Below are 24,777 nucleotides of genomic sequence, written 5' to 3' on the forward strand. Positions count from 1 at the left end.
AAGTGGCTATGCCTTAGAAGTTATAGACATAGTTGAAGAAGACAGAAACATTGCGCTTGTAGGCAATCTGCAAGCGATCGCCATCGGCATTCACCCCGTTAAAGAAGTAGTTGGTTGCCAAAGGAATACGCAAGCCGATTTCAAAACCATTGTGGCGATTCACATTGGTTCTAAAGCCGATGTTGATGGGGATTTGGAAGTAGCTAGTGTTCATGCTAGCCTTGCCCCCGTTAGCATTCCAATCCGCCATGAGGCTCTTATAGTAGCTCATGCCTTTCACATTCCAAGTGCTACCTGCGAGCATTAACCCGGCAAAGACACCACTGGTCATGTTCCCATCTTTACTTTCAAAGAAGTTATAAAGGGCATCCACACCCGCACCATAGACGAAGTTATCCACATCGCTCGCATCACCCACATTGAAAGTCCCGTGTTGGTAGCTAAAGCTGGCATAGTAGCGCAAGCCCCAGCGTTTCTTTTTGCCAAAGAATTGCTTATAACCAAACTGCATGTCGATACCATACATGTTCCCATTTTGGGTGCTGGTTTGCATGTGTCTGGTTGTGGGTCTAGAGGCAAATTGCACGCTCAAGTTAGAATTATACTTCTTCAAGGCAGCTTGTGAATACAGCTTACTCTTGTTGATCTGTAGGAGCAGGGCTTTAAGATCATTGGCTAATGTCTGTCTAGCAGTTGGACTCATGGGTGTTGTTTGTCCAAAGCCTTTTTTGAGGAAGGCAAAGGTGCCACCCTTAGCCGCAAGATCAGTGTTGGTAGCTTGCAAGCTTGCATCATAAACGCCGTTATTCAAAGCCACCAACATATTGACAACCTCACGTTGTAAGCTCCCGATCTGACTCACCAAGTTTTCCAACATCGAACGCGCTTGATCGGCATTAACAGAGGGATTAGGATTACTGCCAAAGCCGAGGTAATTATAAGTGCTGATAATAGACTTGTTCAAGTCGTTTAAAGAGCTGGCAATTTGCGCGCCAGAGATGCCAGACATATCACTATTGGCAATACCAGTTGCTACAGTGCCAGAGGCAAAACTACCCTGGCTAAGGGTTTGCAAAGAATTGAGCACGGTTGCCAAATTATATGCCCCATTCGCAGCTAGGATATTAGCCTGTACGGTGATCTGCCCATTTTGGGCGTTATTTTGGATTGCCAAGTAGGCTTGGGCCTTGCTGTCCATGTATTCCTTGGGGGTTTGAGTGCCCACAACTGCAGTTGTTACACGGGTAAGGTCTTCAAGAAGAGTGGTTGCTTGGTTGGTGTTGTTGCTGGCTTGCTGGATATTGCGCGCCTCCTGAGCGGCTGCACTATTGCTTGTTTGCAACTGCGTAACCACCTGAGCGACATTACCCATATTCTTAAGCAAGTTTAACGCATTGGTTAAATCCGCACTAGAATAGGTCCCATTAGACACCCCTTTGAGCACTTTCATGAGCTGTTGGACACTATTGGCGTTGTTGATCGCTCGCGCGGTGGCATTAGCACCAGAAGTAGTCCCGCTGGTGCCCAAGGCACTTTCGGCAGTATTATAGGCTTTGGCATTTTTAAGGACATCGCCAAAAACACTGGCCATAGCTTGAGCATCCATGCTGGGTGTGGTGAGCGCATTGGCTGTGCCCGCATTCGCTTCGATCTTAGCAACCACTTGGGCGATCTGTGCCGGTGTGGCCGCACTGATATAATTCCCGACGCTAGTTGTAGAGTTAGGGCTAACTCCCATCGCCTTAAGCTCGCTAGCCACCACCCCTAAGAAAGAGGTTGCTGCTTGCAAACTAGCGGGCATAGCAGAGGTATCATCTGCATTACTCGTGATGTAAGTGATGAAAGATTGAGTTATGTTGATGGTCGATTTGAGCTCATTGGCTGTATCAATGGCCTGTTCAATCTTTTCCCAAGTGGTGTTAGTAAAGCCTGTGGCACTATTCCCTACGATCGTGTCATTGCCATTGCCATTAGCTACCAGTGCACCTTGCACCGTGTTATAAAGCCCGTTGATGTCTTGAGCGGCTTGGAGTTGCCCTTGCAGGGTTTTTAAGTTCAAGCTAGTCCCCGCGGAATCGACATTGGTCGCAATGGTACCCACATCGGCTATGATCTTTTGTGCAGCTGTTAGGAAAGTAAGTGCATTGGCACCATTCCCGGATACAAGATAATCCGTATTGGTTGTCCCTAGAATGGGGTTGAGGACTTGTTGCAAGGCACTAAGCTGGCTTGCTGAGAGCGAGGTAGGGAGAGAGCTTCCAAGCAAGGTGTTGATGGCGGTATTGCCCTGTAGGGCCCCAAGCACGTTATTTAAAAAGCCCACCGAATCTTGCGAACCCAGCTGGATATTATCGGGTATGAAACCTTGAGGGGTGGCCGCTGTCAAGGGATCAAGTAAGCTATTCACTTGGGTGCTCAAATCGCTCAATTTGCCTGTAGCATTTTGGAACTTGGTAAAGTTAGCACCGCCCAAGCCCCCCCCAAACCAATTGTTGAGCTGGTCGATCGCATTCAAAGCACCATAGACGGCGGCAGTATTGGCTCCGCTAGACCCCCCCCATGTGAGAGAAGTAGCCGCTGTGCCCCCTGAATTTTGGAAGATCCCCGCCGTTACACTGCTTAGAGCTGAGTCGGCATTTGTAGTCGTGCTAGCCACAGAATTCAAAGTGCCACCAGAGAGCGAAGCATTCGCTACATAGCCCGCAATGTTAGTAACACTAGTGGCCATGTTTTGTAGATTGGTTTGGGTGCCCCCACTTGTTTCCCCTACATAAGTGTTCCAAGCATTGATGGTTGCACTGTTAGCATTGATGGTGTTTTCCATCGTGCTCAAAGACTGTGCCATTGTGCTGGCCGCACCATAGGTAGAAGCACCAGTTTGGTTGAAGAGCTCATTTCTACCGGTCGTGCTCAAAATGTTGCCATAGAGGTTGGTGGCGGCATTTTGGAAAGTGCCACCACCCACAACTGCCTGTTGCCCAGCCAAAAGAGCAAAAGGGTTGTTTGCCATCGCTGTTGTTACCTGATTACTCAAGCCTTCCAAGTATTGGTAGCGATCGATGATGGCTTGGAGCTTACCTAGGTTGGTTTTAGCATCTGAAGCACTTGAGGTGCCCGTAAGCACTTGGGCAGCCCCGAGCCCTTGCACATACTGGAGGAGCTTTTGCTCAATGTTATTGATCGCTGCGCTCGCATTATCCCCCTTGATGAGTTGCCCCAACAAGGTGTTATTGTGGTTATAGGTGTTGAGGGCTTGGAGCAAGGGGATGATAACCTTTGCCATGCTATCCCCATTTGCAGAATCCATGACCTTGTTTAAGGCTTGGGCAACCGCTTGTGCCTGCTGGAAGATAGGTGCGGTGGCGTTGCTAATTGTCAATCCGCTAGCAGTGGCATAGGTGCCAGATAGGGCATAGGTGCACCGGTGGCCAAATTGCCAATAGCTGTGTTAAGCGTACTGGCCATGTTGATCAAAGCCACTACTTGATCAACACTGGTCGCATCACTCCCACTTAGATCAAGATTTTTAACCGCATCGCTGGATCCACCCGTGAGAAGTGCACCATTGAGTTGGCTCAAAGCCCCGCCTGTATCGCTCTTACCACTATCACCATAGGCAATGGCTTTCCAAGCATTCCACGCATTCAAGGCGTCTCCGGAACTGTCAGTCCCCGGAGTGGTGAAAAGACTCCCGATTGCGCTCACAGCTTGTGTGTCTGTGGTGCTTGGGCTGAGAGTTTCCAACTTACTGACCAAGGAATTTATGTTGTTGCTCCCGGAAAAACCACTTGCGGGGCTCGTAAGCGCACTGCTATTGCTCACAATCGTATTGGCTACCCCATTGTTACCATCAGTGCCAAAAACAGTGGTGTAGTTCTGGCTAGCAGCATAACTAGCTGGGCCACCAGCTTTGGCTGTGTTTTGGAACACAGATCCGATATTTTCATAGATCGTGCCGAGTTGATCGATCCCACTGAGGTAAGCAGCTGCAGCGGTGGCATTAGAGGCAAATTGCCCCCCTACAGAGGTGCTCCCCAAACCTAGCTGGTTAGTGCCATTCACATAGATATTAGAGGTGCTGGAGAGGTTGTTGGCGGTCGTGCTAAAAAAGCCCGCGGCATCCCCATAAAGTGTTTGGACTGCACTATTGAGGTTACTAGCATCGTTAAGAAGGGTATTGAGCGTGCCAGACGTGGTTGCCCCTTTGGCATTGGTTGAGCTCAAACTCAAACCAGAAAGGCCAACATTGACCAACGAAGCGTTATTAGCACCCCCCGTAGCCAACGCATTCAAGGCAATTTGGAGCGAATTGACCGCCGCTGCCGCTAGGGGCTCATTGGCTGTGGTCACTCCAGATGTGCCCAGTAGGCTATTCATCTGGGCGACACTCAAGGTCATCTGACCATTACCAGCCACGCCACCAAAGCCAATCGCCTCGCCCGCATTGATCGCATTCAAGGCATTTTGCACCTGTGTTTCTAGCGTATTCACCGCCCCGCTAACCCCCATGCTATTGACATTCTTATCAAAAGCCGTTTTAGCGGTGCCAGAGAGTATAGAGGTATCCGTAGCACTGGTGACGTAGCCAGACCAAGTAGCATTATTGGCACTGTTCAAAAGCGCGGTTGCAAGGGTGCTAACATTGGCATTGCTCCAATCTGATAACGCGCTAGAACTATTGAGCATGCCATTGATGCTTTGTATCGTGCCTTCCATTGTTGTGGCTTGTTTGATAAGATCCCCTATGTTGGTTGCACTAGCAACCCCTATGCCTGTTTTGAGCGTACCATTGAATGCAGCAAGCCCCTTAGCGGTATCGCTATTCCCTGAAGTATCACCGCCCACAAGAGCCGTGAGAGCTTTATCGACGGCAGTAGCAACATCCCCAGACCCAACCGCGGTAAAAACAGTGTTAACCGCTGTAGAATTATTCGATGCTAGATAAGCCAAAGCATCTTGAAGATTTGTTAATGTAACACTACCTGCAGCAATGACTAGCGGAGAACCAGTTGCATTCCCGGGAGCCCCTGTAGGCAGTGTAATTGCCAAGTCTTTCAAGTTATCTGTTAGGGCTGTGTAGCTACTCACGATAGCATCAACCGCTCCTGCAGCAGTGGCGACTTTAGCCCCAGTGTTAGGAGCGGCCGCATAATACCCCGTGAATGTCCCCATGTCTGTAAATAGGGTGCCAACGGCACTTGCGATGTTGGTGGCATTCCAAGTCTGATTCCACGCTAGAGCAGTGTTGGTAGTGTTGAGCCCACCAACTTGACCACTTGCAACAAGCCCAAATGCATTTTCCAATTGGGTTACGCTATAGATGCTCTCTTTGACATTGTTAATGTCCAATTGCCCTTGAGTGATATCGTTCTGTGTTACGCCCAACATCCCCTGAGTTGCCGCTGCGCCACTAGTAGAGGCGTTGAGTGCCTTGTAAAGGTCATTGAGTGCGCTGGCCTGGGTTTGCTGGTTGGTGGTGGTGTTGTAAGTGGTGGCGGTGATGGCGTCCACATAGCTATCCAGTAAGTCATGGGAGGCGATGGCTGCCTTGATCGTGTTATAGACCTTGGCTTGGTTGTTGATCGCATCGGCTGCGCTGGCCGCCTCCGTAGAACCGCTGTTATAAATCGCATTGCCCGCAGCATTGTTAATGGCTTGGGTGAGCATCTTATCCATAAGAGCCGCGCTAGCAGACCCGGCCTTAAGCAAAGATTTGAGCGTAGCAACATTCCCCGCATAGCTGGCCGCTTGCCCTAGTAATGTGCCCAGAGCCTGATTGAGAGCTTGTTGGTAAGTGGCGCTATTAGTGGCTTGTTGCGTGCTATAGGAGGTGATATAGGGGTTACCAGCCCCTGCAGTGCTAGCTGTCTGCACGGGGTATTGGGTGCTTTTGTTGTCTGTGCCACTAGTGGTTGTGGTTGTGGTGTTGGTGAGCGTGGTAGAGGTTCCACCCGCATTCACGTTAGCTTGGGCAAGACCCTCTAGTTTGCTGATAACGCTACTAAAGCTTTGGTAGTCCGTGGGCGTAGTCACCGTGGAGCCACCCCCAGCCCCAAAGACATCAAAAAGTGCTTTTAGGGCATTTTTCAAGGGGTCACCAGCAAGAGAGGTCGTGCCCCCAAAGAGATCGCCACTGAGCACAGCGGTATTGACATTAGCTGCATTAGCACCTTTGCCCCCCACATCACTCATCGCAGTGACCGCACTTTTGAGTTGCGCGAGCGCATCGCTAAACTTGACCGCATCGGCAAAAGCCTGCCCTGCAGAGCTAGCCCCAAAGACGAGCTGGAGTCCTGTTGCAGGAGTCTTTCCAGAGGCAGATGTGCCCAAATCACTTTTGATTGCTTGGTAAGTGTTATAGACCACGCTATAGCCATTAGGGTTGACAAGCCCCTTAAGGGCTTTGCTGATGGCTGCCTTCTCATCACTATTAGCCCCTGTCCAATCAGCAGCACCAGAATTAAGAGTGGCTAGCGCATTGATCGCAGCCACTTCGTTGGATTCGCCTGATGGGTTATTGGGGTTATTAACATTGAGTATGTTGTTGGTGATCGCATCGATTGCAGTGGCACTAACAGCCCCCGCAACCCCCCTCGGAGCCCCGATAGCAGCAATTGCAGTGGTCCAGTTGGTATTAGCAGCAGAGCCGGGTGTTGTGCCTGCAATCCCATTGACAACCAAATTATTGAGGGTGTTGATCGCTTGCAAGGCACCCAAAGTCCCCGCTGTCGTGGTGTATTGCGTGCCATTTGTGTTTTGGGCAGCACGGGTGAAGATCGCTTTACCCGCAGTACTCGCATCCACGTTTGTGCCAAAGAGTACACCATTCATGTTGTTGATGTCCTCACCCAAGCCTGTAGAGGTGTTCGCCAATGCGTTTACCAACTGACTCCCCACACTTTGGATGGTAGAGCCATTGGCAAGAGCGTTGTTAAGCGCATTGGCATAGGTGGGGAGTTGCCCACCTGTAGCACCTTGCCCATTCAAAACCCCAGCATTACCCCCACTGCCATATTGCGCCTCCAAGCCGGCATAGTCGGCTAGAGAGGAGATGTTGCTGTAAATGGCACTCATGACATTGTTGGCCTCTGTGGCTTTGGCAGTGCTAGCTGTTGCTAGGTATTGTGTGTTATTTGCCGCATTTGCAGTTGTGGTATTAAAAAAAGTCCCCGTTACAGTGGCTGCACCAGCGGCTCCACCCCCAGCCCCAGCTTGGGTGATTGTCCAATAAGTCCCACTGGCTGCATTCGAACCAGCAGTGATCGTCCCAACCCCACCGGCATTGGTTTGACCGGCCGCAATGGTGGCACCGGGGTAGTTGCTCCCCAATGCATTACCCGCACTGGTGATCCCACCAAAGAGAACGCGGTAGGTGTAGTATTGTGCGGCTAAATTTTGCGCGCTTTGCAAAGAACCTTTGAGCGTACTCCAATCATAGATGTCTCCCCCACTCAAGCCATAGACGTAATTGCCCGCATTGCTGGAGAGCAAGCCACCACTCCCATAGAGGTTGAAGTTGCCGGAATTAACGGTGGTTACGCCACTACTCGTACTGGTCCCAAAAATGTTGGGGTTGTTGGTGCCTTGATACAACCCCCCCCCCCAACGGTCGTGTTGCTCGCCAACCCCAAACCCCCACCAGTATTGAGAATGGAACTAACGGGATTGACAACAATACTAGGAGTGCCAGTCCCACTCACGGTGTAGGTCCCCCCCAAGATGCCCGTGATGGAATCGACCATGTTGGACACGCTGACCGAATCGTCTGCGGCCTCAAGTGCTGGAGTGAAATTGAAAGCGGCTAAAAGAGCCAAACTAAAAGATCGTTTTTTCATCGATTGCCTTTCTAAGAATTAGGGATTTTTAGGAGCGGGGGTGGGTAACGAACCAGTAGCACCAGTAGCACCACTTGCTAGGTTGCTCAAATTAGGTGGAGTGATACTGCTACCAGTGGCAGCCCCTCCCAAAAGGGTTGCGTTAAGAGGGGATGGCGAGGGGACAGCGTTGCTCCCCGCTGCACGAGTCATGTTGGAATATTGGAAACCGATACTCCCATAGAAGCCACTATTTTCTGCTAGTAACGCCCCACTAAAGAGCAACAGAGCTGATATACTGGAACCAAAGACGAGTTTAATGTTACGCATGTGAATCCTTTTTCTAAGATAGCGCGGTATTCTATTCCAAATAAACTTAAAGATAACTTGATTTTTGGGAATCCGGCACTTAAAAAGCGTGCGAGTCGATCTTTTCCTGCTATAATAGCCCTTTCATTTACCATTGATTAAGGAGTTGCATGCGTGTAGCCGTCTTTGGGGGCGGGGCGTGGGGGCGCGCCCTAGCCTTTGCCTTTGGGCATAAAAACCCCACGATCATCATCTCACGCCAAAATTTAGCCCCCTTGCTGATGCCCTTAAATAAACATTTGGTGCTCAAAGGGCATGACCCAATCTTGCAAGCTAATTTTGATCAAGGCATGCAAGCCGATTTGTTTGTGGTCGCCATTAGCGCGCAACATTTGCGTGCATGGTTTGAAAAAGCCAATCTGCCCTACACGGCTAAAATCTTAATGGCGTGCAAGGGGATTGAGCTTGGCGGGGCGTTTGTGAGCGATATTGCTAAAAATTTCATCGCCCTAGACAATCTGTGCTTTTTAGCCGGTCCAGGCTTTGCTAAGGAGATCATGGCTAGCCTGCCCTGCGCTTTGGCGGTGCATTCTAGTAATGCTAGCCTAGCTAATAGCTACGCCCAAGCCTTGCCGGCTTTCATGCGCTCCTATGTGCAAAATGACATCAGAGGGGGGGAGATTGCCGGGGCGTATAAAAATGTGATCGCCATTGCTGCTGGGGTGTGCGATGGGCTGGAGTTAGGTCAGGGGGCTAAGGCTTCTTTGCTGGCCCGGGGGCTAGTGGAGATGTGCCGTTTTGGGACTCACTTTGGGGGCAAGGTGGAGACCTTTTTAGGGCTATCCGGGGCGGGGGATTTGTTTTTAACGGCCAATTCGCTTTTTTCACGCAATTACCGCGTGGGGCTGGGGCTGGCACAATTTAAGAGCTTAGAGAGCATTTTAGAGGAATTGGGGGAAGTGGCAGAGGGGATCAAGACCACACAAGCCATCGTGCAGATCGCCCAAAGAGAGAATATCTACACCCCGATCGCCTCTGAGCTCCAACACCTCTTAGAGGGCAAAAACCCCTTAGAGAGCATGAACACCTTGATCAAACGCTAGGATTGAAGATGATGACTTTTTCAGACATTCTTTTGGCATTGCAAGATTTTTGGCAAAAACAAGGTTGTTTGTTGATTCAGCCCTATGACATCCCAGCTGGGGCGGGGACTTTCCACCCGGCCACGCTTTTAAGGAGCTTGGATAGCCAGCCTTGGAGCGTGGCTTATGTCGCCCCCTCACGCCGCCCCACCGATGGGCGTTATGGGGAAAACCCTAATCGCTTGGGCAGTTACTACCAGTTCCAAGTGCTCATCAAGCCTAGCCCGCTGAACATCCAAGAATTGTATTTAAAATCCTTGCAAGCCTTGGGGATTGACTTTAGCCAGCACGATGTGCGTTTTGTGGAGGATAATTGGGAGTCGCCCACTTTGGGGGCTTGGGGCTTGGGCTGGGAGGTGTGGCTAGATGGCATGGAGATCACGCAATTTACCTACTTCCAGCAAGTGGGCGGGCTAGCTTGCCACCCCGTGCCCATTGAGATCACCTACGGGTTAGAACGCCTAGCAACCTATATCCAAAATGTGGATTCGATCTTGGATATTGTTTGGAGTGTCCGGGATCAAAAGCCCATTTTGTACAAAGAGGTCCATTTAGAAAGTGAGTATGAGTTTAGCCATTACCATTTTAACCATGCGCGCCTAGATTTCCTCATGGATTGCTTTGAGCGCAACCAAGAGGAGGCGCGCCATTGCTTGGAGCAAGAACTGCCCTTAGTGGCTTATGACTTTGTGATGCTCAGCGCGCATTTTTTTAACGTGCTGGACGCTAGAAAAGCCCTCTCTGTGGCTAAACGTCAAGAGTGTATTTTAAAAATCCGCCAGCTGGCTAAGGCGTGTGCGCTGCTTTACAAAGAGCAAGAGGGCGCGCGTTTGGAGCGCCTATGCCAATAGGGGAGATTTACGCTTTTTTAGACCAACTTAGCCCTTTTAGCTTACAGGAGAGTTGGGACAATAGTGGGCTGAACTTGGGGTCTTTGGGCTCAGAGTTTGAGCGAGTCGCCATTAGCCTAGAGGCTACGCTAGAGCTGGCTCAAGAAGTCAAACCTAAAACGCTCATCTTAACCCACCACCCGCTTTTTTTCAAGCCCCTCAAAAATTTTGACCCCACGCTTTACCCTTGCAACATCGCCCAAATTTTGATCCAAAAATCTTGTAGCTTGATCGCCTTGCACACTAATTTTGATCAAACCCATTTGAATGCGCATTTTGCTAGCTTGCTAGGCTTTGAGAACCTAGAGGCACTCGGCTTTGCCCTGCAAGGCCAGATAGAACGCATCGCTTTAGGGGGTTTAGCCCAACAGGTGCAAAAACGCCTCAACTTGCCCTATGTGCGCTTCGTGCGGGGGGCTAGCCACATTGAGCATATCGGGGTCATTTGTGGATCGGGGGGGTTTTATTTAGATACCCTAACAAACCCACCCCCCAATTTTTGCCTGATCACCGGAGATTTAAAACACCATGAGAGCATGGCCGCCCGCAGTCGGGGGATTAGCCTCATTGAGGTCGAACATTATGCGAGTGAAAAGGCTTTTGTGCCCTTGTTGCACGATCTATTACAACCCTATATCTTGCAAACTCAGTTAAAGCATGTTAGACTTTTTGATTGCAAAAGTCCATTCACCCTAAAGGCACATTGATGAATATCCATTTATCCCAACTCATTGAGATCGCACAATTAGATAAAGACATTGAGGCCCTAGAGCCCTTAATCAAGGAAAAGCGCGCAGATTTAGATAAGGCCCTTGCCAATAAAAGCAAGAAACAAGCCGAACATGCCCTACTGGAAGAGGAAAAAAGGGCTCTAAATATACAAATTGGCAAAAATGAACAAATGCTCCAAGAAACCAATGGCAAGATTGAGAGTATCCAAAGGAAAATCTCACAAGTAAAATCGGAACGTGAATTGCGCTCCCTCAACATTGAGGAGGACATCACCAAAGAGCGTGCCAACCAAGCCAATAAAGAGATCGATCGTTTGCAAAATGAGATCGCCCATAAAAGTAAGCTTCAAGAGAGTTTGGACAATTCCTTGCAAAATTTAGAGGAACAGATCAAAATCCTTGAAAAACAAGTCGAACTAGACACCATCCAGCTCAAAGAGGAGCAACAAGAGATTTTCCACAAAAAGCAGGAATTGACTCTTAAAATGGATCGTAAGCTCATCGCCTTTTATGAGAAAATCCGCCGTTGGGCAGGAAATACCTGCGTGGTGAGTGTGAAGAAACAAGCCTGCGGGGGGTGCTTTATCCGCATTAACGATCGCACCTATGCGGAGCTTTTGAGCAGTGGGGACATCCTCACTTGCCCGCATTGTGGCCGTATTTTGTATGCACATACCCCACCTGCAGAGGTTGCCAATCAAGCCCTTTGAGTTTCTCTATACGGGCATTTTGGCTAGCTTGCATGGGCTTGCCTTGCCCCTAGTGGGGCTCTTTAGCCTCAAATCTAAATACCAGCACTCCCTCAAAGCGCGCTTTTTAGCCCGCAAGCACGCTTTAGACTTCCCCCCGACCTTGTGGTTCCATGCCTGTTCTTTTGGGGAAATCAAGTCTTTACAAGCCTTGTTAGATCAATTCCCCCAAGTCCCCATTTTGCTCACCACCACCACCCAAACCGGCTTTGAGCTGGCTTGTGCCACTTATGCGAAAAACCCCCGTATCCAAGTGCGCTTTTTGCTCTTTGAAACGCTCTTATTTTTGTGGCGCAAGGATTTAGCGCATTTAAAAGCCCTAGTGGTTACGGAGGCTGAATTGTGGTTTAATGTTTTTAGGCTAGCTAAAAGTGTGGGGGCACAAACCTTTTTGATCAACGCGCGCATCTCTAAGCGTTCCTACCCGCGCTACCAACGCTTCAAGGGTTTTTATACCCGCCTATTCAAACAAGTTGATCACATTTATGCCCAAACCCCCTTAGATCAGGAACGCCTAGCCACTTTGGGCGCGCAAAATATCCAGATTTTCCCCAATCTCAAACTCTTTAACCCCCCTAAGGTTTCTCACACCTACACCAAACCCGATCATTTGATTGTTTTAGCTGCCAGCACCCACCCCGGGGAGGAAGAATTGATCTTAAAAGCCTTTTTGGCCCTCAATGATCCCCATGCTAGGCTTTTGATCGCCCCGCGCCACCCAGAGCGTTTTGCAGAGGTGAAAACCCTACTAGCCCATCAAAGCACCGCCTTTAATAGCCTCTCCAAGGGTTTTGATCTGGATAAGTCGGTCTTTGTGATCGATAAGTTGGGCGTGCTCAACGATTTTTACCCCTTAGCCGATGTGGTGATCTTGGGGGGGAGTTTTGTGCCCATTGGGGGGCATAACCCCTTAGAGCCCGCCTTTTTTGGGGTCAAGCTCATCAGTGGCAAGCACATTTTTAACCAACAAGCCCTATTTGCTTGCGTGCAAAATTACGCCTTGATCGAGCCCGAACAACTGAGTGCCACTCTAGCCAACCACGCCCAGCTATTGCCCAGCTTTTTAGACACCCACAACCACCAAATCAATGAATTAGCCCATGCCATCTACCCAACCAGCCTATAAACTCTTGAGTCTCCAGCTAGACATTTCGCACAAAAAAGCTAAAGCCCTCATTGATCGGGGCTTGGTGGGGTTGGGGGGCAAACCCTTAAGATTAGCGCGTGCTAAGTTACCCTTAGATACGCATTTTAGCCTACTAACCCCCCAAAGGGCCGGCATTCTCTATCAAGATGATCACCTGCTAGCCTTGAATAAAAGCGCACACACGGAGAGCTATGCCCTGCAAAGACAACACCCGCCCTACCAGCTTTTACACCGCCTAGATCAAGGCACCAGCGGGGTTTTACTCTTGGCCACCGAACCACTTTACACCCAAGCCCTGCAAGCCTTTAGGCAAAGAAAAGTTTATAAAGAATACTTAGCGGTGGTGCAGGGGGTGATTAAAGAGCCCCAAACCCTCAAAATACCCCTCAGAGTGCAAAAAAGCCACCGCCATTTTAGCAAGGGCTTTGTAAAAACCTATATGGACCCTAAAGGGCAAGAGGCGATCACACACATTAGCCCGCTAGCCACCCACAAAAATTACACGCTCTTAAAAGTGGTGATCAAAACGGGGATCACCCACCAAATCCGCGCCCACTTAAGTGCAATTAAGCATCCCATCATGGGGGATCAACTCTATGGGGCATCTCCCCACCCCTATTTGCTCTTGCACGCCCATAAAATCACCCTACTAGGTTACGCCTTGAGTGCACCTATCCCGCCCTATTTTAAGGAGTTTGATGAGTTATTGGAACGAGATTTATAGCCATTTTAGCCCTGTTGCTTTTAGTGTCTTTGGGGTCCCGGTGCATTGGTATGGATTGGCTTATGTAACCGCGCTCTTGCTGGCTTTTTTAATGGCGTTGAGGGCGTTAAAAAGCGATCCAAAGCGTTTTCCCATCAGCAAAGCCAATTTTGAAAGTTATTTTATTTATGCTGAGGTGGGTGTGATCTTGGGGGCGCGCTTGGGCTATATTTTGATCTACGATCCCAACACCCTCTATTATCTCAAAGCCCCATGGCAGATTTTTAACCCCTTCCATAATGGGGAATTTATCGGCATCCGGGGGATGAGCTACCATGGGGGGCTGGTGGGTTTTTTGCTAGCCTCTTGGCTCTTTAGCGTGATTAAAAAGCAAAATTTTTTGATCTATTTGGATTTGATTGCCATCAGTCTCCCTTTAGCCTATGTTTTTGGGCGCATAGGCAATTTCTTAAACCAAGAACTTTTTGGGCGCGTGGTGCCCAGTGGGGACACTTTCGGGCAACATATTGGCATTGTGGTTGAGGGGGTGTTGCGCTATCCTAGCCAGCTCATTGAGGCTCTTTTAGAGGGGCTGGTGGTCTTTGTGGTGGTGGGTGTTGCCAAAGCCTACACCCACGCGCATGGCATGCTCATGGTGATCTATGGCTTGAGCTATGCGGCTGCGCGTTTTGTCTCAGAATATTACCGCGAGGCAGATTCACAACTGGGGTATTATTTTTGGCATTTGAGCATGGGGCAGATTTTGAGCATGCTGATGGTGTTGGTCTCTTTAGGTCTTTGGGGATTCATTGCGTTTAGACAGAAGCAATCCCGGATTTGAGCCCAAGCACCCGGTCCGTTTTTAGAAAAAATTATGATGATGTGTGATAGGATTGTTTGTCCAAATAAAAGGAGTGAGTATGGCTATCAGACAAAAATTAGCCAATACATTTTTACCCGGTGTTTTAGGACTTTTTTCCTTGCTCCCCTTGGGTGCTGAGAAGAGTGGGGCATTTGTAGAAGCGGGATTCCAGTACTCTTATGCTAGAGGTTCTTTTAAGCAAAATATAACCTTGCAAGAGACAATCATGATACCAGGGATGCCCTATGTCTTCAAGGCAACGACTCAAGCGGCAAATCCTTATGATGGCAATCTTTATGGGGGGGATATCCAAATCGGCTACAAGCTCTTTATTGGCGAAACAAGACGCTTTGGCTTGCGTTTTTATGGCTTTTTCAGCGGGCAAAAAGGGTATGCCAACTCTGTGCGTGGCAGCGACTCAGATTCTCATTTTATTGTCAAGGATTTAAACGCCGTTAATATTTTCTATGGTGGGGGTATGGATATGCTCTTTAATTTCTATGATGATGGCGAGCATTCTTTTGGCATTTTTGGGGGTGCGATGGTTGGGGGGAGTTCTTGGTTTATGGGCAAGGATAAGTATTGTAATTGGGCTAATGCCTATAACCATGGCACAACCGGTTGTGTAACGCTGAATCAATTTTTTAAAGATCAAGCGCGCATTAATAGCGAGCATTACCCCGGACTCAAGACTTTTTTTGCGCCTAATTTTTTACAAGTGATTGTCAATTTAGGCTTTAGGCTTAATCTCACTAAGCATCAGGGGCTTGAGGTGGGTGTGCGCATCCCTATTGTTGATGATCCCTATTATCTTGATAAAGGCACTTACACAACAAAAACGGGGATTTTAAAGCGCAGTGTCAATGTCAATAGTATTGTCACATTTAGACGCAACATTGTTGCTTTTGCCAACTATGTGATCAATTTTTAGGCATTTTGAATAATTGATAAAAGGTAGGTCATGGTTTTCAAATCTGTGTGGCGTGTGGCTGTGGTGGTGGCTTTATCTAGTATGGGTTTGCAAGCACTCAAGCTAGGAGAAAGCAAGGCTTATAAAAAAGGCGATGCGATGTATTGGGCTTATTACGGGGCTAGTGGGGGCTATGACACTTCTACAAACCCGGAGACAGATTGCAAACAAGCTCTTAAGTATTTTAAGCAGGCTGTGCAAGAAAAGGATTTTGCGGCCTATGAGGGTTTGGGTAGGCTCTATGAGTCTGGCTGTGGAAAAGTGGTTAAAAAGGATATCCCCAAAGCCATCGAGCACTATAAAAAAGCAGGTGCAGTGGGTTGGGGAGCTGGGTATGCTAGTTTGGGGAGAATGTATTATGAGGGATCAGGTGTTCCTAAGAGTCAGAAAAAAGCGCAATATTATTTGGGTCTTTGCCGCAAAAGTGCCCATCCAGTTAAAGCAAATCCTAATGTAACGCCTGAGGGTGTCGATGGGTGCAAGGCGGCCATATTTGATCTCAATGTGGGGGGAGATTAAGTGTTAATTGGTGTTTCTTAAAAGGGTCTTTGTCTTTTTCGTTATTTTTAAGCCCCCCTTAAGCTTTACACCGATATAATGCGCTTTTGCCTAAGCAAATGTGATAGCTCGAAGGCTTTTTTCTAAAGCGTGTTTTTGGGGTTTTGCCTAAGAGGTGCGTTTTTGGGATGTGTCGCTGGAAGGTTTTTGCTTAGTGTTTTTTGACTTTTCATTGTCAATAGCCTATGTTAAAGGTAAAAACTACAAAGCCAAAGAATTATACTCAATAAGGCGGTAGAAATCTTATCAAGGCAGTTTAGCGGATATGCTAACTGAAACAAACAAGATGTTAAGAGTGGATGGTGGATGCCTTGGCAAAGAGAGGCGATGAAGGACGCACTAGACTGCGATAAGCTGCGTGGAGCTGTCAAGAAGCGTTGAGGCGCAGATGTCCGAATGGGGCAACCCAACTTACAGCAATGTAGGTTACTCTATTAAGTTAGAGAGCGAACCTAGGGAAGTGAAACATCTCAGTACCTAGAGGAAAAGAAATCAACGAGATTCCCTCAGTAGTGGCGAGCGAAAGGGGAAAAGGGCAAACCGCGTGCTTGCACGCGGGGTTGAGGACGGCAACATTCAAGGGGTTTTTCTAGCAAAGTTGTTTGGAAAGACAAGCCATAGAAGGTGATAGCCCTGTATGCGAAAGGAAAACCCTAGATAGCCGGATCCAGAGTAGGCCAGGACACGTGAAATCCGGGCTGAAGCCGGGGAGACCACTCTCCAACCCTAAATACTACTCTTTGACCGATAGCGCACAAGTACCGTGAGGGAAAGGTGAAAAGAACCGTGGGTAACGGAGTGAAATAGAACCTGAAACCATCTACTTACAATCATTCAGAGCCCTATGATTTATCAGGGTGATGGACTGCCTTTTGCATAATGATCCTGCGAGTTGTGGTGTCTGGCAAGGTTAAGTGAAAACGAGCCGTAGCGAAAGCGAGTCTGAATAGGGCTATTTAGTCAGACGCTGCAGACCCGAAGCCAAGTGATCTATCCATGGCCAAGTTGAAACGAGTGTAACAGCTTGTGGAGGACTGAACCCGTGCCCATTGAAACGGGCTGGGATGAGCTGTGGATAGGGGTGAAAGGCCAAACAAACTTGGTGATAGCTGGTTCTCTTCGAAATATATTTAGGTATAGCCTCAAGTCATAACAAGAGGGGGTAGAGCTCTGATTGGGCTAGGGCTGCTCGCCGCAGTACCAAACCCTGTCAAACTGCGAATACCTTTTGTTGTATCTTGGGAGTCAGGCGGTGGGTGATAAAATCAATCGTCAAGAGGGAAACAACCCAGACTACCAACTAAGGTCCCAAAGTTCTATTCTGAGTGGAAAAAGATGTGTGGTTACTCAAACAACCAGGAGGTTGGCTTAGAAGCAGCCATCCTTTAAAGAAAGCGTAACAGCTCACTGGTCTAGTGATCATGCGCTGAAAATATAACGGGGCTAAGATAGACACCGAAGTTGTAGATTGCTCTTTTAGAGCAGTGGTAGAAGAGCGTTCTGTGCAGCGTTGAAGGCATACCGGTAAGGAGTGTTGGAGCGCACAGAAGTGAGCATGCAGGAATGAGTAGCGATAAGATGCGTAAGAATCGTATCCGCCGTAAATCTAAGGTTTCCTACGCGATGTTCGTCATCGTAGGGTTAGTCGGGTCCTAAGCCAAGTCCGAAAGGGGTAGGCGATGGGAAATAGGTTAATATTCCTATACCAATTAGGGTGTGCGATGGGAGGACGCATAAAGTTAGGTGAGCCAACGGATGGAAGTGTTGGTCTAAGGGTGTAGATTGGGAGAGAGGCAAATCCGCTCCTGTATTTGAAACCTGAAAGGCTCTTGGCGGTCTTCGGACCAAAGAGAGAATCACTGATACTATCGTGCCAAGAAAAGTCTCTAAGTTTAGCCCTAATTGTCCGTACCGCAAACCGACACAGGTAGATGAGATGAGTATTCTAAGGCGCGTGGAAGAACTCTCTTTAAGGAACTCTGCAAACTAGCACCGTAAGTTCGCGATAAGGTGTGCCTAAGCGATTAGGTCTCAGCAAAGAGTCCCTCCCGACTGTTTACCAAAAACACAGCACTTTGCCAACTCGTAAGAGGAAGTATAAGGTGTGACGCCTGCCCGGTGTTCGAAGGTTAAGAGGATGGGTTAGCCGCAAGGCGAAGCTTTGAATTGAAGCCCGAATAAACGGCGGCCGTAACTATAACGGTCCTAAGGTAGCGAAATTCCTTGTCGGTTAAATACCGACCTGCATGAATGGCGTAACGAGATGGGAGCTGTCTCAAAGAGAGATCCAGTGAAATTGTAGTGGAGGTGAAAATTCCTCCTACCCGCAGCAAGACGGAAAGACCCCGTGGACCTTTACTATAGCTTAGCACTGCTAATGGGAATGCCATGCGCAGGATAGGTGGGAGGCTTTGAAGCAGACACTTTGGTGTCTGTGGAGCCATCCTTGAGATACCACCCTTGGCGTTTTTGTTAGCTAACTGGCCTAAGTCATCCTTAGGCAGGACAATGCTTGGTGGGTAGTTTGACTGGGGCGGTCGCCTCCTAAAAAGTAACGGAGGCTTACAAAGGTTAGCTCATGGCGGTTGGAAATCGCCAGTTGAGTGTAATGGCACAAGCTAGCTTAACTGCAAGAGAGACAACTCAAGCAGAGACGAAAGTCGGTCATAGTGATCCGGTGGTTCTCGTGTGGAAGAGCCATCGCTCAAAGGATAAAAGGTACCCCGGGGATAACAGGCTGATCTCCCCCAAGAGCTCACATCGACGGGGAGGTTTGGCACCTCGATGTCGGCTCATCGCATCCTGGGGCTGGAGCAGGTCCCAAGGGTATGGCTGTTCGCCATTTAAAGCGGTACGCGAGCTGGGTTCAGAACGTCGTGAGACAGTTCGGTCCCTATCTGCTGTGGGCGTAGGAAAGCTGAGGAGAGCTGTCCCTAGTACGAGAGGACCGGGATGGACATGCCACTGGTGCATCAGTTGTTCTGCCAAGAGCACCGCTGAGTAGCCACGCATGGTTGTGATAAGAGCTGAAAGCATCTAAGCTCGAAGCCAACTCCAAGATGAGCTTTCCCTGAAGCTCGCATGAAGACTACATGTTTGATAGGGTGGGTGTGTAAGTGCAGTGATGCATTCAGCTAACCACTACTAATAGAGCGTTTGGCTTGTTTGGTTGATAAGGTATCACCGCCTTGTTGAGTGTAATGGTGCTTTGTAGGAACTGGAGCGTAGGTTATTGGCAAAAGCAAAGCTTTTAAGCCTTGTTGTTGTTTTTTTAAAACAAAAATGCTAGAGTGGCGTTTTTATTTTAAAGCTTTGGGCTTAGGACTCCAAAGCCTCAAACTTGCTTGTGTGGCTTGTGTTGAGTTAGCCTAGCATTTGGGCTTAAGCAAGGTTGCTTAAGCTTTGGAGTTTGCACCTTTGAGGCTTGGCTAAACTTAGCTTAAACTCAGGCTTGAGACCTTAAAATCTCTTGGTTTGACAAGAGCAAAAGACAAGCTAACCCTTAAGCATTGCTAAAGCATTTGGCAATGCTTAAGGTGCTAACTCAAGGCTTTGACAAGTTACAGAGTTTTTTAAAAGCTTTGCTTTCCCCGTGTCCCTAGTGGAGAGGAAATACCCAGCCCCATCCCGAACCTGGAAGTCAAGCTCTCTAACGCCGATGATACTGCCCTTTGCAAGGGTGGGAAAGTAGGGTGATGCGGGGGGTTTGTTTAAAACTCATTCACTTCTATTCTTTTATTTTTCAACTTTGCTTAGTTTTTTCATGTTTGCTTTTTTAAGTTTTTATGCTAGAATCCCTGAATTTCTACATCGGAGGCGTAGCGTGAGCACAAATAAACAAGTGATAGTCTTGCTTCATAGCAATGGGGATGAAAAAGCAACGAAAGCTGTTCCTCAAAATGATGTTGATGGGGTGGTTCAAAGTTGGTTAGACGATGAAAATCTTGTATATAAGGGTTTAAATACTGAGAAAGCCCTTTCCAATTTAAAAGCACACCTTATTAGTAGGGGTGGTATTATCGTTGGAGATGTTAAAAAAAATACTCAATATCAGCGTAGCATAACTGTTGCAGTACCGGTTAAGTGTTAGAAAACTATTACCCTATGGAATGCAGTTTTAGGGGTTGCGTTATCTTTTTTCTTTTGGATGTTTTTCTTATCGATATTTAAATTTCTTTAGGCTTTAGAAATTTCTTAGTGCAAGGAGGATTCATGGCAACAGATTTAGATAAAAAGTTTAAAAAAGGTTCGGTTGTTCAATGTGATATGGGTGCAGTTGAGCATTCGGGTATTTATGTGGGTAACAATGAGTTTGTAGAGTTGTGTTCTGATGGGGTTATTAAGAAAGTGGGTATAAAGGAATTTATAACGCCTTTAAGTGATCAAAAAGAGGGTAAGTTTCTACTTAAGGGCAGAATCCGTGCTTTTTGCAAACGCGATAGTGATGGAGATTGGGTTGCTGTAGGTGATCAAGATGTTTGCAAGCGTGCATTGGATAAGGTGGATGACACTAGGGATTATAATCTCTTATTCGATAATTGCCACCAATTTACAGCAGGATGCATGAGTGGAGATTTTGAAAATGCTATAAATTTTTTATGGATGCTCAAAGATGAAGCCAAAAATTACTTTAAGGTAAGCGATGGCGATTGGGCTGGCGTGGATGTAGAGGCATAAAGCAAAAGACTTTAAAAAAAACAAGGAGAGTCTAATGGCTTACTACAAAAACCAAGAGGACATGTTTAGACAACGCGCAGAAAACAACAAAAAGCAAGGGGATCGCTACTACGCCCAAAGCAAGGAGGCAGAGGCAAGAGGGGATAAAGAAGCCGCCAAAAACTACATGGCACAAGCACAATACCAGTATAAATCCCAAAAGCAAAACGAAGCCAAAGCACAGGAGCATAAGGGTAAGGAGTGGTAGCAAAAGGTAGGGGTAGGTTGTCCTTTGCAAGGGTAAGAAAGGTAGGGGATGGGGGGTTGGTGTATGTGCCTCGCTTTTCCTGTGTGTTTTTAAATCTTTTTGAAGTCTTTGGTTGCTTTACAGCCTTAAAGCTTGCTTTTTGTCATAGACAATCTGCTTTTAGTCTTTCTCTAGGCGTTGCGCAAAAAGCCATGCACGGATGGGCTCAATTGTATAGGCTATACGCCAAGTATTGCGGTGCGCGCTTATTTTATCTGTACCTAACAGGCTATTTTTTTGAAACACAGCATAATTGATCGGAGCATTTTGGGCGATCATCTCTTGGCAAGCTTGTTTAAATCGTACTTGATCCCATTTGCCATTCCAAATAGCCTTAGCCACTTTAGCTCTCCTGCGTTCTAATCTCTCTATAATGGCGTTGCTAAATGCAAAGCTACCCATGTCATCGCTGGAGGTGAGCAGCCAAAATTTATCCTGTGCTAGAGGATCACACAAATGCGCATCCCAACGCCCCGCCACTAAAAAGGCACTGGCAAAGAAATGTGGGTATTTGATGAGCAGGGCTATGGACATCATGCAACCCATAGATTGCCCTGTAGTATAGATTCTGGAGGTATCTATGGGATATTTTTGGCTTATCTCTTGAACTAGGTGCATGGTTACATCTAGCATGGCTGAGGCTTGTGAGTTGTCATCAACTACAATTTCATCATATTGCGGGGCGAGCACATAGCAGGGGCGTTTGCGCTGTTCTTCTGGATGCGCCCAAATGAGTGCCCCCAAACCTTGCAACAAGGTAGCCTGCTGTAAAGTACCCGTTGTGCCCGCATCGTGCATGAAAAGCACCAAAGGGAGGGGTTGGTTATTTTGGTGTTTAGGGATAAACAGATTGTAGCGCAAAGTTCTTCGCAAGATTTTATCTTCAAATGTGAAAGCTTTAAAATTCTCTATGATGGGATAAGATACCCTAGAGAGTTTCCATATTTTTTGGCTATTTTTAGTTTCAACAAGTTGTGCTGTGGGGGTTTGTAATTTCAGGGTGTGCCCGGGTTTGCCACCAGCGACAAATTTCTTTTTGTGTTGTGGATCTGGCTTATGGTGTTGGATACTTGTCAATAAAGCTAACTTGGGCTCTTTTAATTTTAAGATCACAAACTTTCCACTGGCTACGCGCTTCTCCCCCCTAGCATCTTGACTGATATAGACATCTGTGATTAAGCGCCCCAACACTTTAAAGTCTTGTTTGTGCACTCTGGAAATCTCTGTGTTATAGGCGATGCTAAGGGTATCTAACTTGGCCCCATCGCCAAAGACATGCACAATACCCAACACCTCTTTAATGGACACTCTATCGTGCCCCAAAAGAGGCACACTGAGCCCCAAAAGAACCTCTGTCCCTTTAATAATAAATGCCCTACGCGACAACAACGCCCAATCCTTGATACTTGATATAAGAGTAACGCAAGCATTGTAGCTTAAAAAAGTTGTTTTCTGTTTTAGAACTTGAGCTTTTAGCATTCAAGATTCTTTAAGCTTTTTTGTGGGACCCTAAGGCTAGGGGTGTGGGGTGGGGGTTATGGTCTAGGATAAAGCACTAGGATATTCATAAAATTAGGAGGTTTTGATGGTTGTAGATGTTTCAGGTATCCCCTTTCAAGAATTTTGGCACATGCAACTTAGTCAGCAACATATGCAACAGGCATGGAGCGTGCTAGATGTGCGCCAAATTTTAGAAAAATATCATTTCATCGGTTTGGCAGATTGGGAAGAGAAGAAAGGGCAAATTAAAGATTTTTTAGAAGTGATGCGGGTGAATGACATTGTGGCAATCAAACATGGGCAAGCACTCGTTGCGCTCGCCCAAGTCATTGGCGGGGCGTATGACATTAGAAAAGATCGTGCTCTATGCGTTACTGAAAAAGAAGACCCTTTAGTGGATTGGATGCACTACAGACGACCTGTTAAAATCTTAGCTTGGGCAGGTGAGGGGCAAACAATTCCACAGGGTAGAGGCACATTAAACAAATGCATAAACCCGGGGGCAGAAACCTCACAAATCATTATGGGGTGGTATGAAGAGGTGCAAGAAGCCTTAAAAGCCAAAGGCGAGAGGGTTATTTTAGTTTAAAAAATCTCCTATGTTACCCTTTGCAAGGGTGAGAAAGGCGGGGGCTTGCGCAGATTCTCAAATCTAAGAAAATAGCTGTCCTTGTGTTAAAATACCCCTTTGCAAACTTTTAGGAAAACCCCATGCCAAAACAATACCTCTACCTTGTCCAATCCAGTCTAGAGCCTAGCAAGTGCAAAATTGGTATTACCCATGACCTAAAAAGGCGGCTTAAAGAATACAACAGCGTTACAGGGCAATCACAAGAGAATACCTACAACTATCTTTTTACTTGTGAAGTGGCTAATATGCGTCAAATCGAGCAGGACATTAAAAACGCCTTTGCGCATTTAAGAGAAGTGCAGACACGAGAAATTTATTTTTATAACCCTAGCCTTTTTGAGAATTATCTAAGCTACATCAAAGCCCACCCCGATTTCATCGCCCAAATCAACATCAAACCCCCCAAGCCAAAAAAAGAACTCAAACCCTTAACTACGCCCAGTATGCAAGAACGGGGGTTACTAGAAAGACTTTGCTAGACAAGGCGATGCGTGTCAAAAATGACGAGTTTTACACCCGATACGAGGATGTAGAAAAAGAGTTATCCCAATACCCTATAGCAATATGGAAAAATAAAGTCGTATTTTGTAACTGCGATGATGCCATTGGAGAGAATAGAGATTATACCGACTCTAGCGCGTTTGCTCTCTACTTCTTAAAGCACTTCTTCAGACTCAAGCTGAAAAAACTTATCTGCACGCATTATGGCAGTCCGCAAGATTTATTCAACGCCGGCGCACGGGGCTATATTTTTACCAAAGAGGGCGCACACGAGATGAAGCACACCCCGCCTAATTATAATGGAGGGTTTGAAGAAAAAGAATCTTTGAGGATTTTAAACGAGGAAGCCGACATTGTCTGCACTAATCCGCCCTTTTCGCGCGCCATAGAATATTGGAAAATACTCATTAAAAGTAAAAAGAAGTTCATCATTCTCTCAAACATCACAAATTGTGTCAATACTGCCTTTATCCCTTATTTTGCCAAAAAGAAGGCATGGGCAGGGTTTCATAGTGTGGATTGGTACCTTACCCCTAAACGCCAATTAGTGCGCGCAGCTGGGCATTTCTTTACAAACTTTGTTATTAAAAATAGACCCAATACCGCAAGGTTAAAACTTATGTCTCTTGATCACATCCCCGACACCTATAAAAAATTTGATGACAACGGGGTGTTGCTGGTGGATCATAGCTATATCCCTAGCGACTATACTTTGCCCTTTGCGGTGTCGACTAATCCTATTTTAAACGGCGTGCTGGAGTGTGGGTTTAAAATCGCGCAACTAACGCAATATCACCCCTACATTGATGGCAAGGAAAAGTTTAAAAGGGTTTTAATTTGCAAAAAGTGAGGGGGTGGGATTTTTTGAGCTTTCTTTATAGAGCATAGAGACATCAATGCCACCAAGAATATCTTAAGGGCGGGGTAAAGTCTCTTGGACTAGGAACTAGCCTTGCAGATTCTAAAATGCAAAGCTTTTCGAGCTTAAGAAACGCTGATTTCTGTTAGTTGGGAAGCTCCTCCCTTTGGGGAGGGGCGGTTCACCCTAGTATTGGGCAAAAAACCTTGATACACAAGCACTTTGGCTGTTAGGGTGGTCTATAACTACTTTTTAGAATACCGCCAAAAACAATACGCACAAGGCATTAGAGGAAATTACTTTAGCATGCAAAAGGTGCTCACTACTCTCAAAAAACAAGAGACTTACACTTACCTAAACGAATGCAACTCTCAAAGCTTGCAAGTGGCATTAAGGCAACTAACTATAGCTTTTGATAAATTCTTTTCCAAGTTAGCAGGTTATCCTA

General features: G+C 47.2%; 18 protein-coding genes, 2 rRNA genes and 2 pseudogenes. 17 read left to right on the top strand and 5 right to left on the bottom strand.

Translation table 11 applies throughout. The features are described 5' to 3' along the window. Positions 1 to 13: 13 nt before the first annotated feature. The 4 genes from EAO36_RS08740 to EAO36_RS05810 are packed head-to-tail and all read right to left on the bottom strand — an operon-like array spanning position 14 to position 8,144. Positions 14 to 3,379: an outer membrane beta-barrel protein gene (locus EAO36_RS08740; RefSeq protein WP_235852385.1), complete on the bottom strand. Its 3,366-nt coding sequence runs from the start codon at positions 3,377 to 3,379 to the stop codon at positions 14 to 16. Beyond that, a complete protein-coding gene (locus EAO36_RS05805) occupies positions 3,376 to 7,593 on the bottom strand; it encodes a beta strand repeat-containing protein (RefSeq protein WP_120955833.1) in 4,218 nt (1,405 codons plus the stop codon). The genes EAO36_RS08740 and EAO36_RS05805 overlap by 4 nt, the downstream gene beginning before the upstream one ends. Then, positions 7,536 to 7,835: a hypothetical protein gene (locus tag EAO36_RS08480; protein ID WP_162983267.1), complete on the bottom strand. Its 300-nt coding sequence runs from the start codon at positions 7,833 to 7,835 to the stop codon at positions 7,536 to 7,538. Before EAO36_RS08480 ends, EAO36_RS05805 begins: the two co-directional genes overlap by 58 nt. 18 nt (positions 7,836 to 7,853) lie before the next feature. Continuing rightward, complete coding sequence (locus EAO36_RS05810) at positions 7,854 to 8,144, bottom strand: hypothetical protein (protein WP_120955834.1); 291 nt, start codon at positions 8,142 to 8,144, stop codon at positions 7,854 to 7,856. 149 nt (positions 8,145 to 8,293) lie between these two features. Between EAO36_RS05810 and EAO36_RS05815 the strand changes: the two genes are divergently transcribed. From EAO36_RS05815 to EAO36_RS05880, 14 genes are all read left to right on the top strand, one after another. After that, complete coding sequence (locus EAO36_RS05815; RefSeq protein WP_120948498.1) at positions 8,294 to 9,226, top strand: NAD(P)H-dependent glycerol-3-phosphate dehydrogenase; 933 nt, start codon at positions 8,294 to 8,296, stop codon at positions 9,224 to 9,226. An 8-nt stretch (positions 9,227 to 9,234) separates the two neighbouring features. Continuing rightward, a complete protein-coding gene (gene glyQ, locus EAO36_RS05820; protein ID WP_120955835.1) occupies positions 9,235 to 10,116 on the top strand; it encodes a glycine--tRNA ligase subunit alpha in 882 nt (293 codons plus the stop codon). Continuing rightward, positions 10,107 to 10,862 carry a Nif3-like dinuclear metal center hexameric protein gene (locus EAO36_RS05825; RefSeq protein WP_120955836.1) on the top strand — a complete coding sequence of 252 codons (756 nt, stop codon included), beginning with the start codon at positions 10,107 to 10,109 and terminating at the stop codon, positions 10,860 to 10,862. Before glyQ ends, EAO36_RS05825 begins: the two co-directional genes overlap by 10 nt. Continuing rightward, positions 10,862 to 11,596, top strand: a complete 735-nt coding sequence (locus EAO36_RS05830; protein ID WP_120948501.1) for a zinc ribbon domain-containing protein — start codon at positions 10,862 to 10,864, stop codon at positions 11,594 to 11,596. The genes EAO36_RS05825 and EAO36_RS05830 overlap by 1 nt, the downstream gene beginning before the upstream one ends. Beyond that, entirely contained in the window at positions 11,553 to 12,761 is a 1,209-nt protein-coding gene (waaA, locus tag EAO36_RS05835; RefSeq protein ID WP_120955837.1) for a lipid IV(A) 3-deoxy-D-manno-octulosonic acid transferase, read from the top strand. The genes EAO36_RS05830 and waaA overlap by 44 nt, the downstream gene beginning before the upstream one ends. Next, complete coding sequence (locus EAO36_RS05840) at positions 12,736 to 13,506, top strand: RluA family pseudouridine synthase (protein ID WP_120948503.1); 771 nt, start codon at positions 12,736 to 12,738, stop codon at positions 13,504 to 13,506. The genes waaA and EAO36_RS05840 overlap by 26 nt, the downstream gene beginning before the upstream one ends. Beyond that, entirely contained in the window at positions 13,481 to 14,326 is an 846-nt protein-coding gene (gene lgt, locus EAO36_RS05845) for a prolipoprotein diacylglyceryl transferase (protein WP_120948504.1), read from the top strand. The genes EAO36_RS05840 and lgt overlap by 26 nt, the downstream gene beginning before the upstream one ends. A 79-nt stretch (positions 14,327 to 14,405) precedes the next feature. Next, positions 14,406 to 15,278 carry an outer membrane protein gene (locus EAO36_RS05850; protein WP_120955838.1) on the top strand — a complete coding sequence of 291 codons (873 nt, stop codon included), beginning with the start codon at positions 14,406 to 14,408 and terminating at the stop codon, positions 15,276 to 15,278. 30 nt (positions 15,279 to 15,308) lie between these two features. Then, entirely contained in the window at positions 15,309 to 15,836 is a 528-nt protein-coding gene (locus EAO36_RS05855) for a tetratricopeptide repeat protein (RefSeq protein WP_120948506.1), read from the top strand. 318 nt (positions 15,837 to 16,154) lie between these two features. Then, positions 16,155 to 19,044 (top strand): 23S ribosomal RNA (locus EAO36_RS05860). A 419-nt stretch (positions 19,045 to 19,463) separates the two neighbouring features. Continuing rightward, positions 19,464 to 19,579: ribosomal RNA gene (gene rrf / locus EAO36_RS05865) — 5S ribosomal RNA — on the top strand. Positions 19,580 to 19,698: 119 nt separating this feature from the next. Further along, positions 19,699 to 19,965: a hypothetical protein gene (locus tag EAO36_RS05870; RefSeq protein WP_120955839.1), complete on the top strand. Its 267-nt coding sequence runs from the start codon at positions 19,699 to 19,701 to the stop codon at positions 19,963 to 19,965. Between the two features lie 122 nt (positions 19,966 to 20,087). Beyond that, positions 20,088 to 20,552: a lecithin retinol acyltransferase family protein gene (locus tag EAO36_RS05875; protein ID WP_120955840.1), complete on the top strand. Its 465-nt coding sequence runs from the start codon at positions 20,088 to 20,090 to the stop codon at positions 20,550 to 20,552. Positions 20,553 to 20,586: 34 nt separating this feature from the next. Then, positions 20,587 to 20,799: a hypothetical protein gene (locus EAO36_RS05880; RefSeq protein WP_235852386.1), complete on the top strand. Its 213-nt coding sequence runs from the start codon at positions 20,587 to 20,589 to the stop codon at positions 20,797 to 20,799. Positions 20,800 to 20,958: 159 nt separating this feature from the next. On the opposite strand, the gene EAO36_RS05885 is transcribed toward EAO36_RS05880, so the two are convergent. Beyond that, a complete protein-coding gene (locus tag EAO36_RS05885) occupies positions 20,959 to 22,227 on the bottom strand; it encodes an alpha/beta hydrolase-fold protein (protein WP_162983268.1) in 1,269 nt (422 codons plus the stop codon). Positions 22,228 to 22,423: 196 nt separating this feature from the next. Here EAO36_RS05885 and EAO36_RS05890 point away from each other — a divergent pair, with 196 nt between their 5' ends. The 3 genes and pseudogenes from EAO36_RS05890 to EAO36_RS05900 all read left to right on the top strand — a co-directional run. Next, a complete protein-coding gene (locus EAO36_RS05890; RefSeq protein WP_120955842.1) occupies positions 22,424 to 22,927 on the top strand; it encodes a pyruvate kinase in 504 nt (167 codons plus the stop codon). A gap of 122 nt (positions 22,928 to 23,049) precedes the next feature. Beyond that, positions 23,050 to 24,320, top strand: a pseudogene (locus tag EAO36_RS05895) (adenine-specific methyltransferase EcoRI family protein). A gap of 200 nt (positions 24,321 to 24,520) precedes the next feature. Beyond that, positions 24,521 to 24,777 (top strand): annotated as a pseudogene (locus tag EAO36_RS05900) (helix-turn-helix domain-containing protein); the annotation flags it as partial.

Source organism: Helicobacter mehlei (genome assembly GCF_003660265.1).
GTDB classification, from domain to species: Bacteria; Campylobacterota; Campylobacteria; order Campylobacterales; family Helicobacteraceae; genus Helicobacter; species Helicobacter mehlei.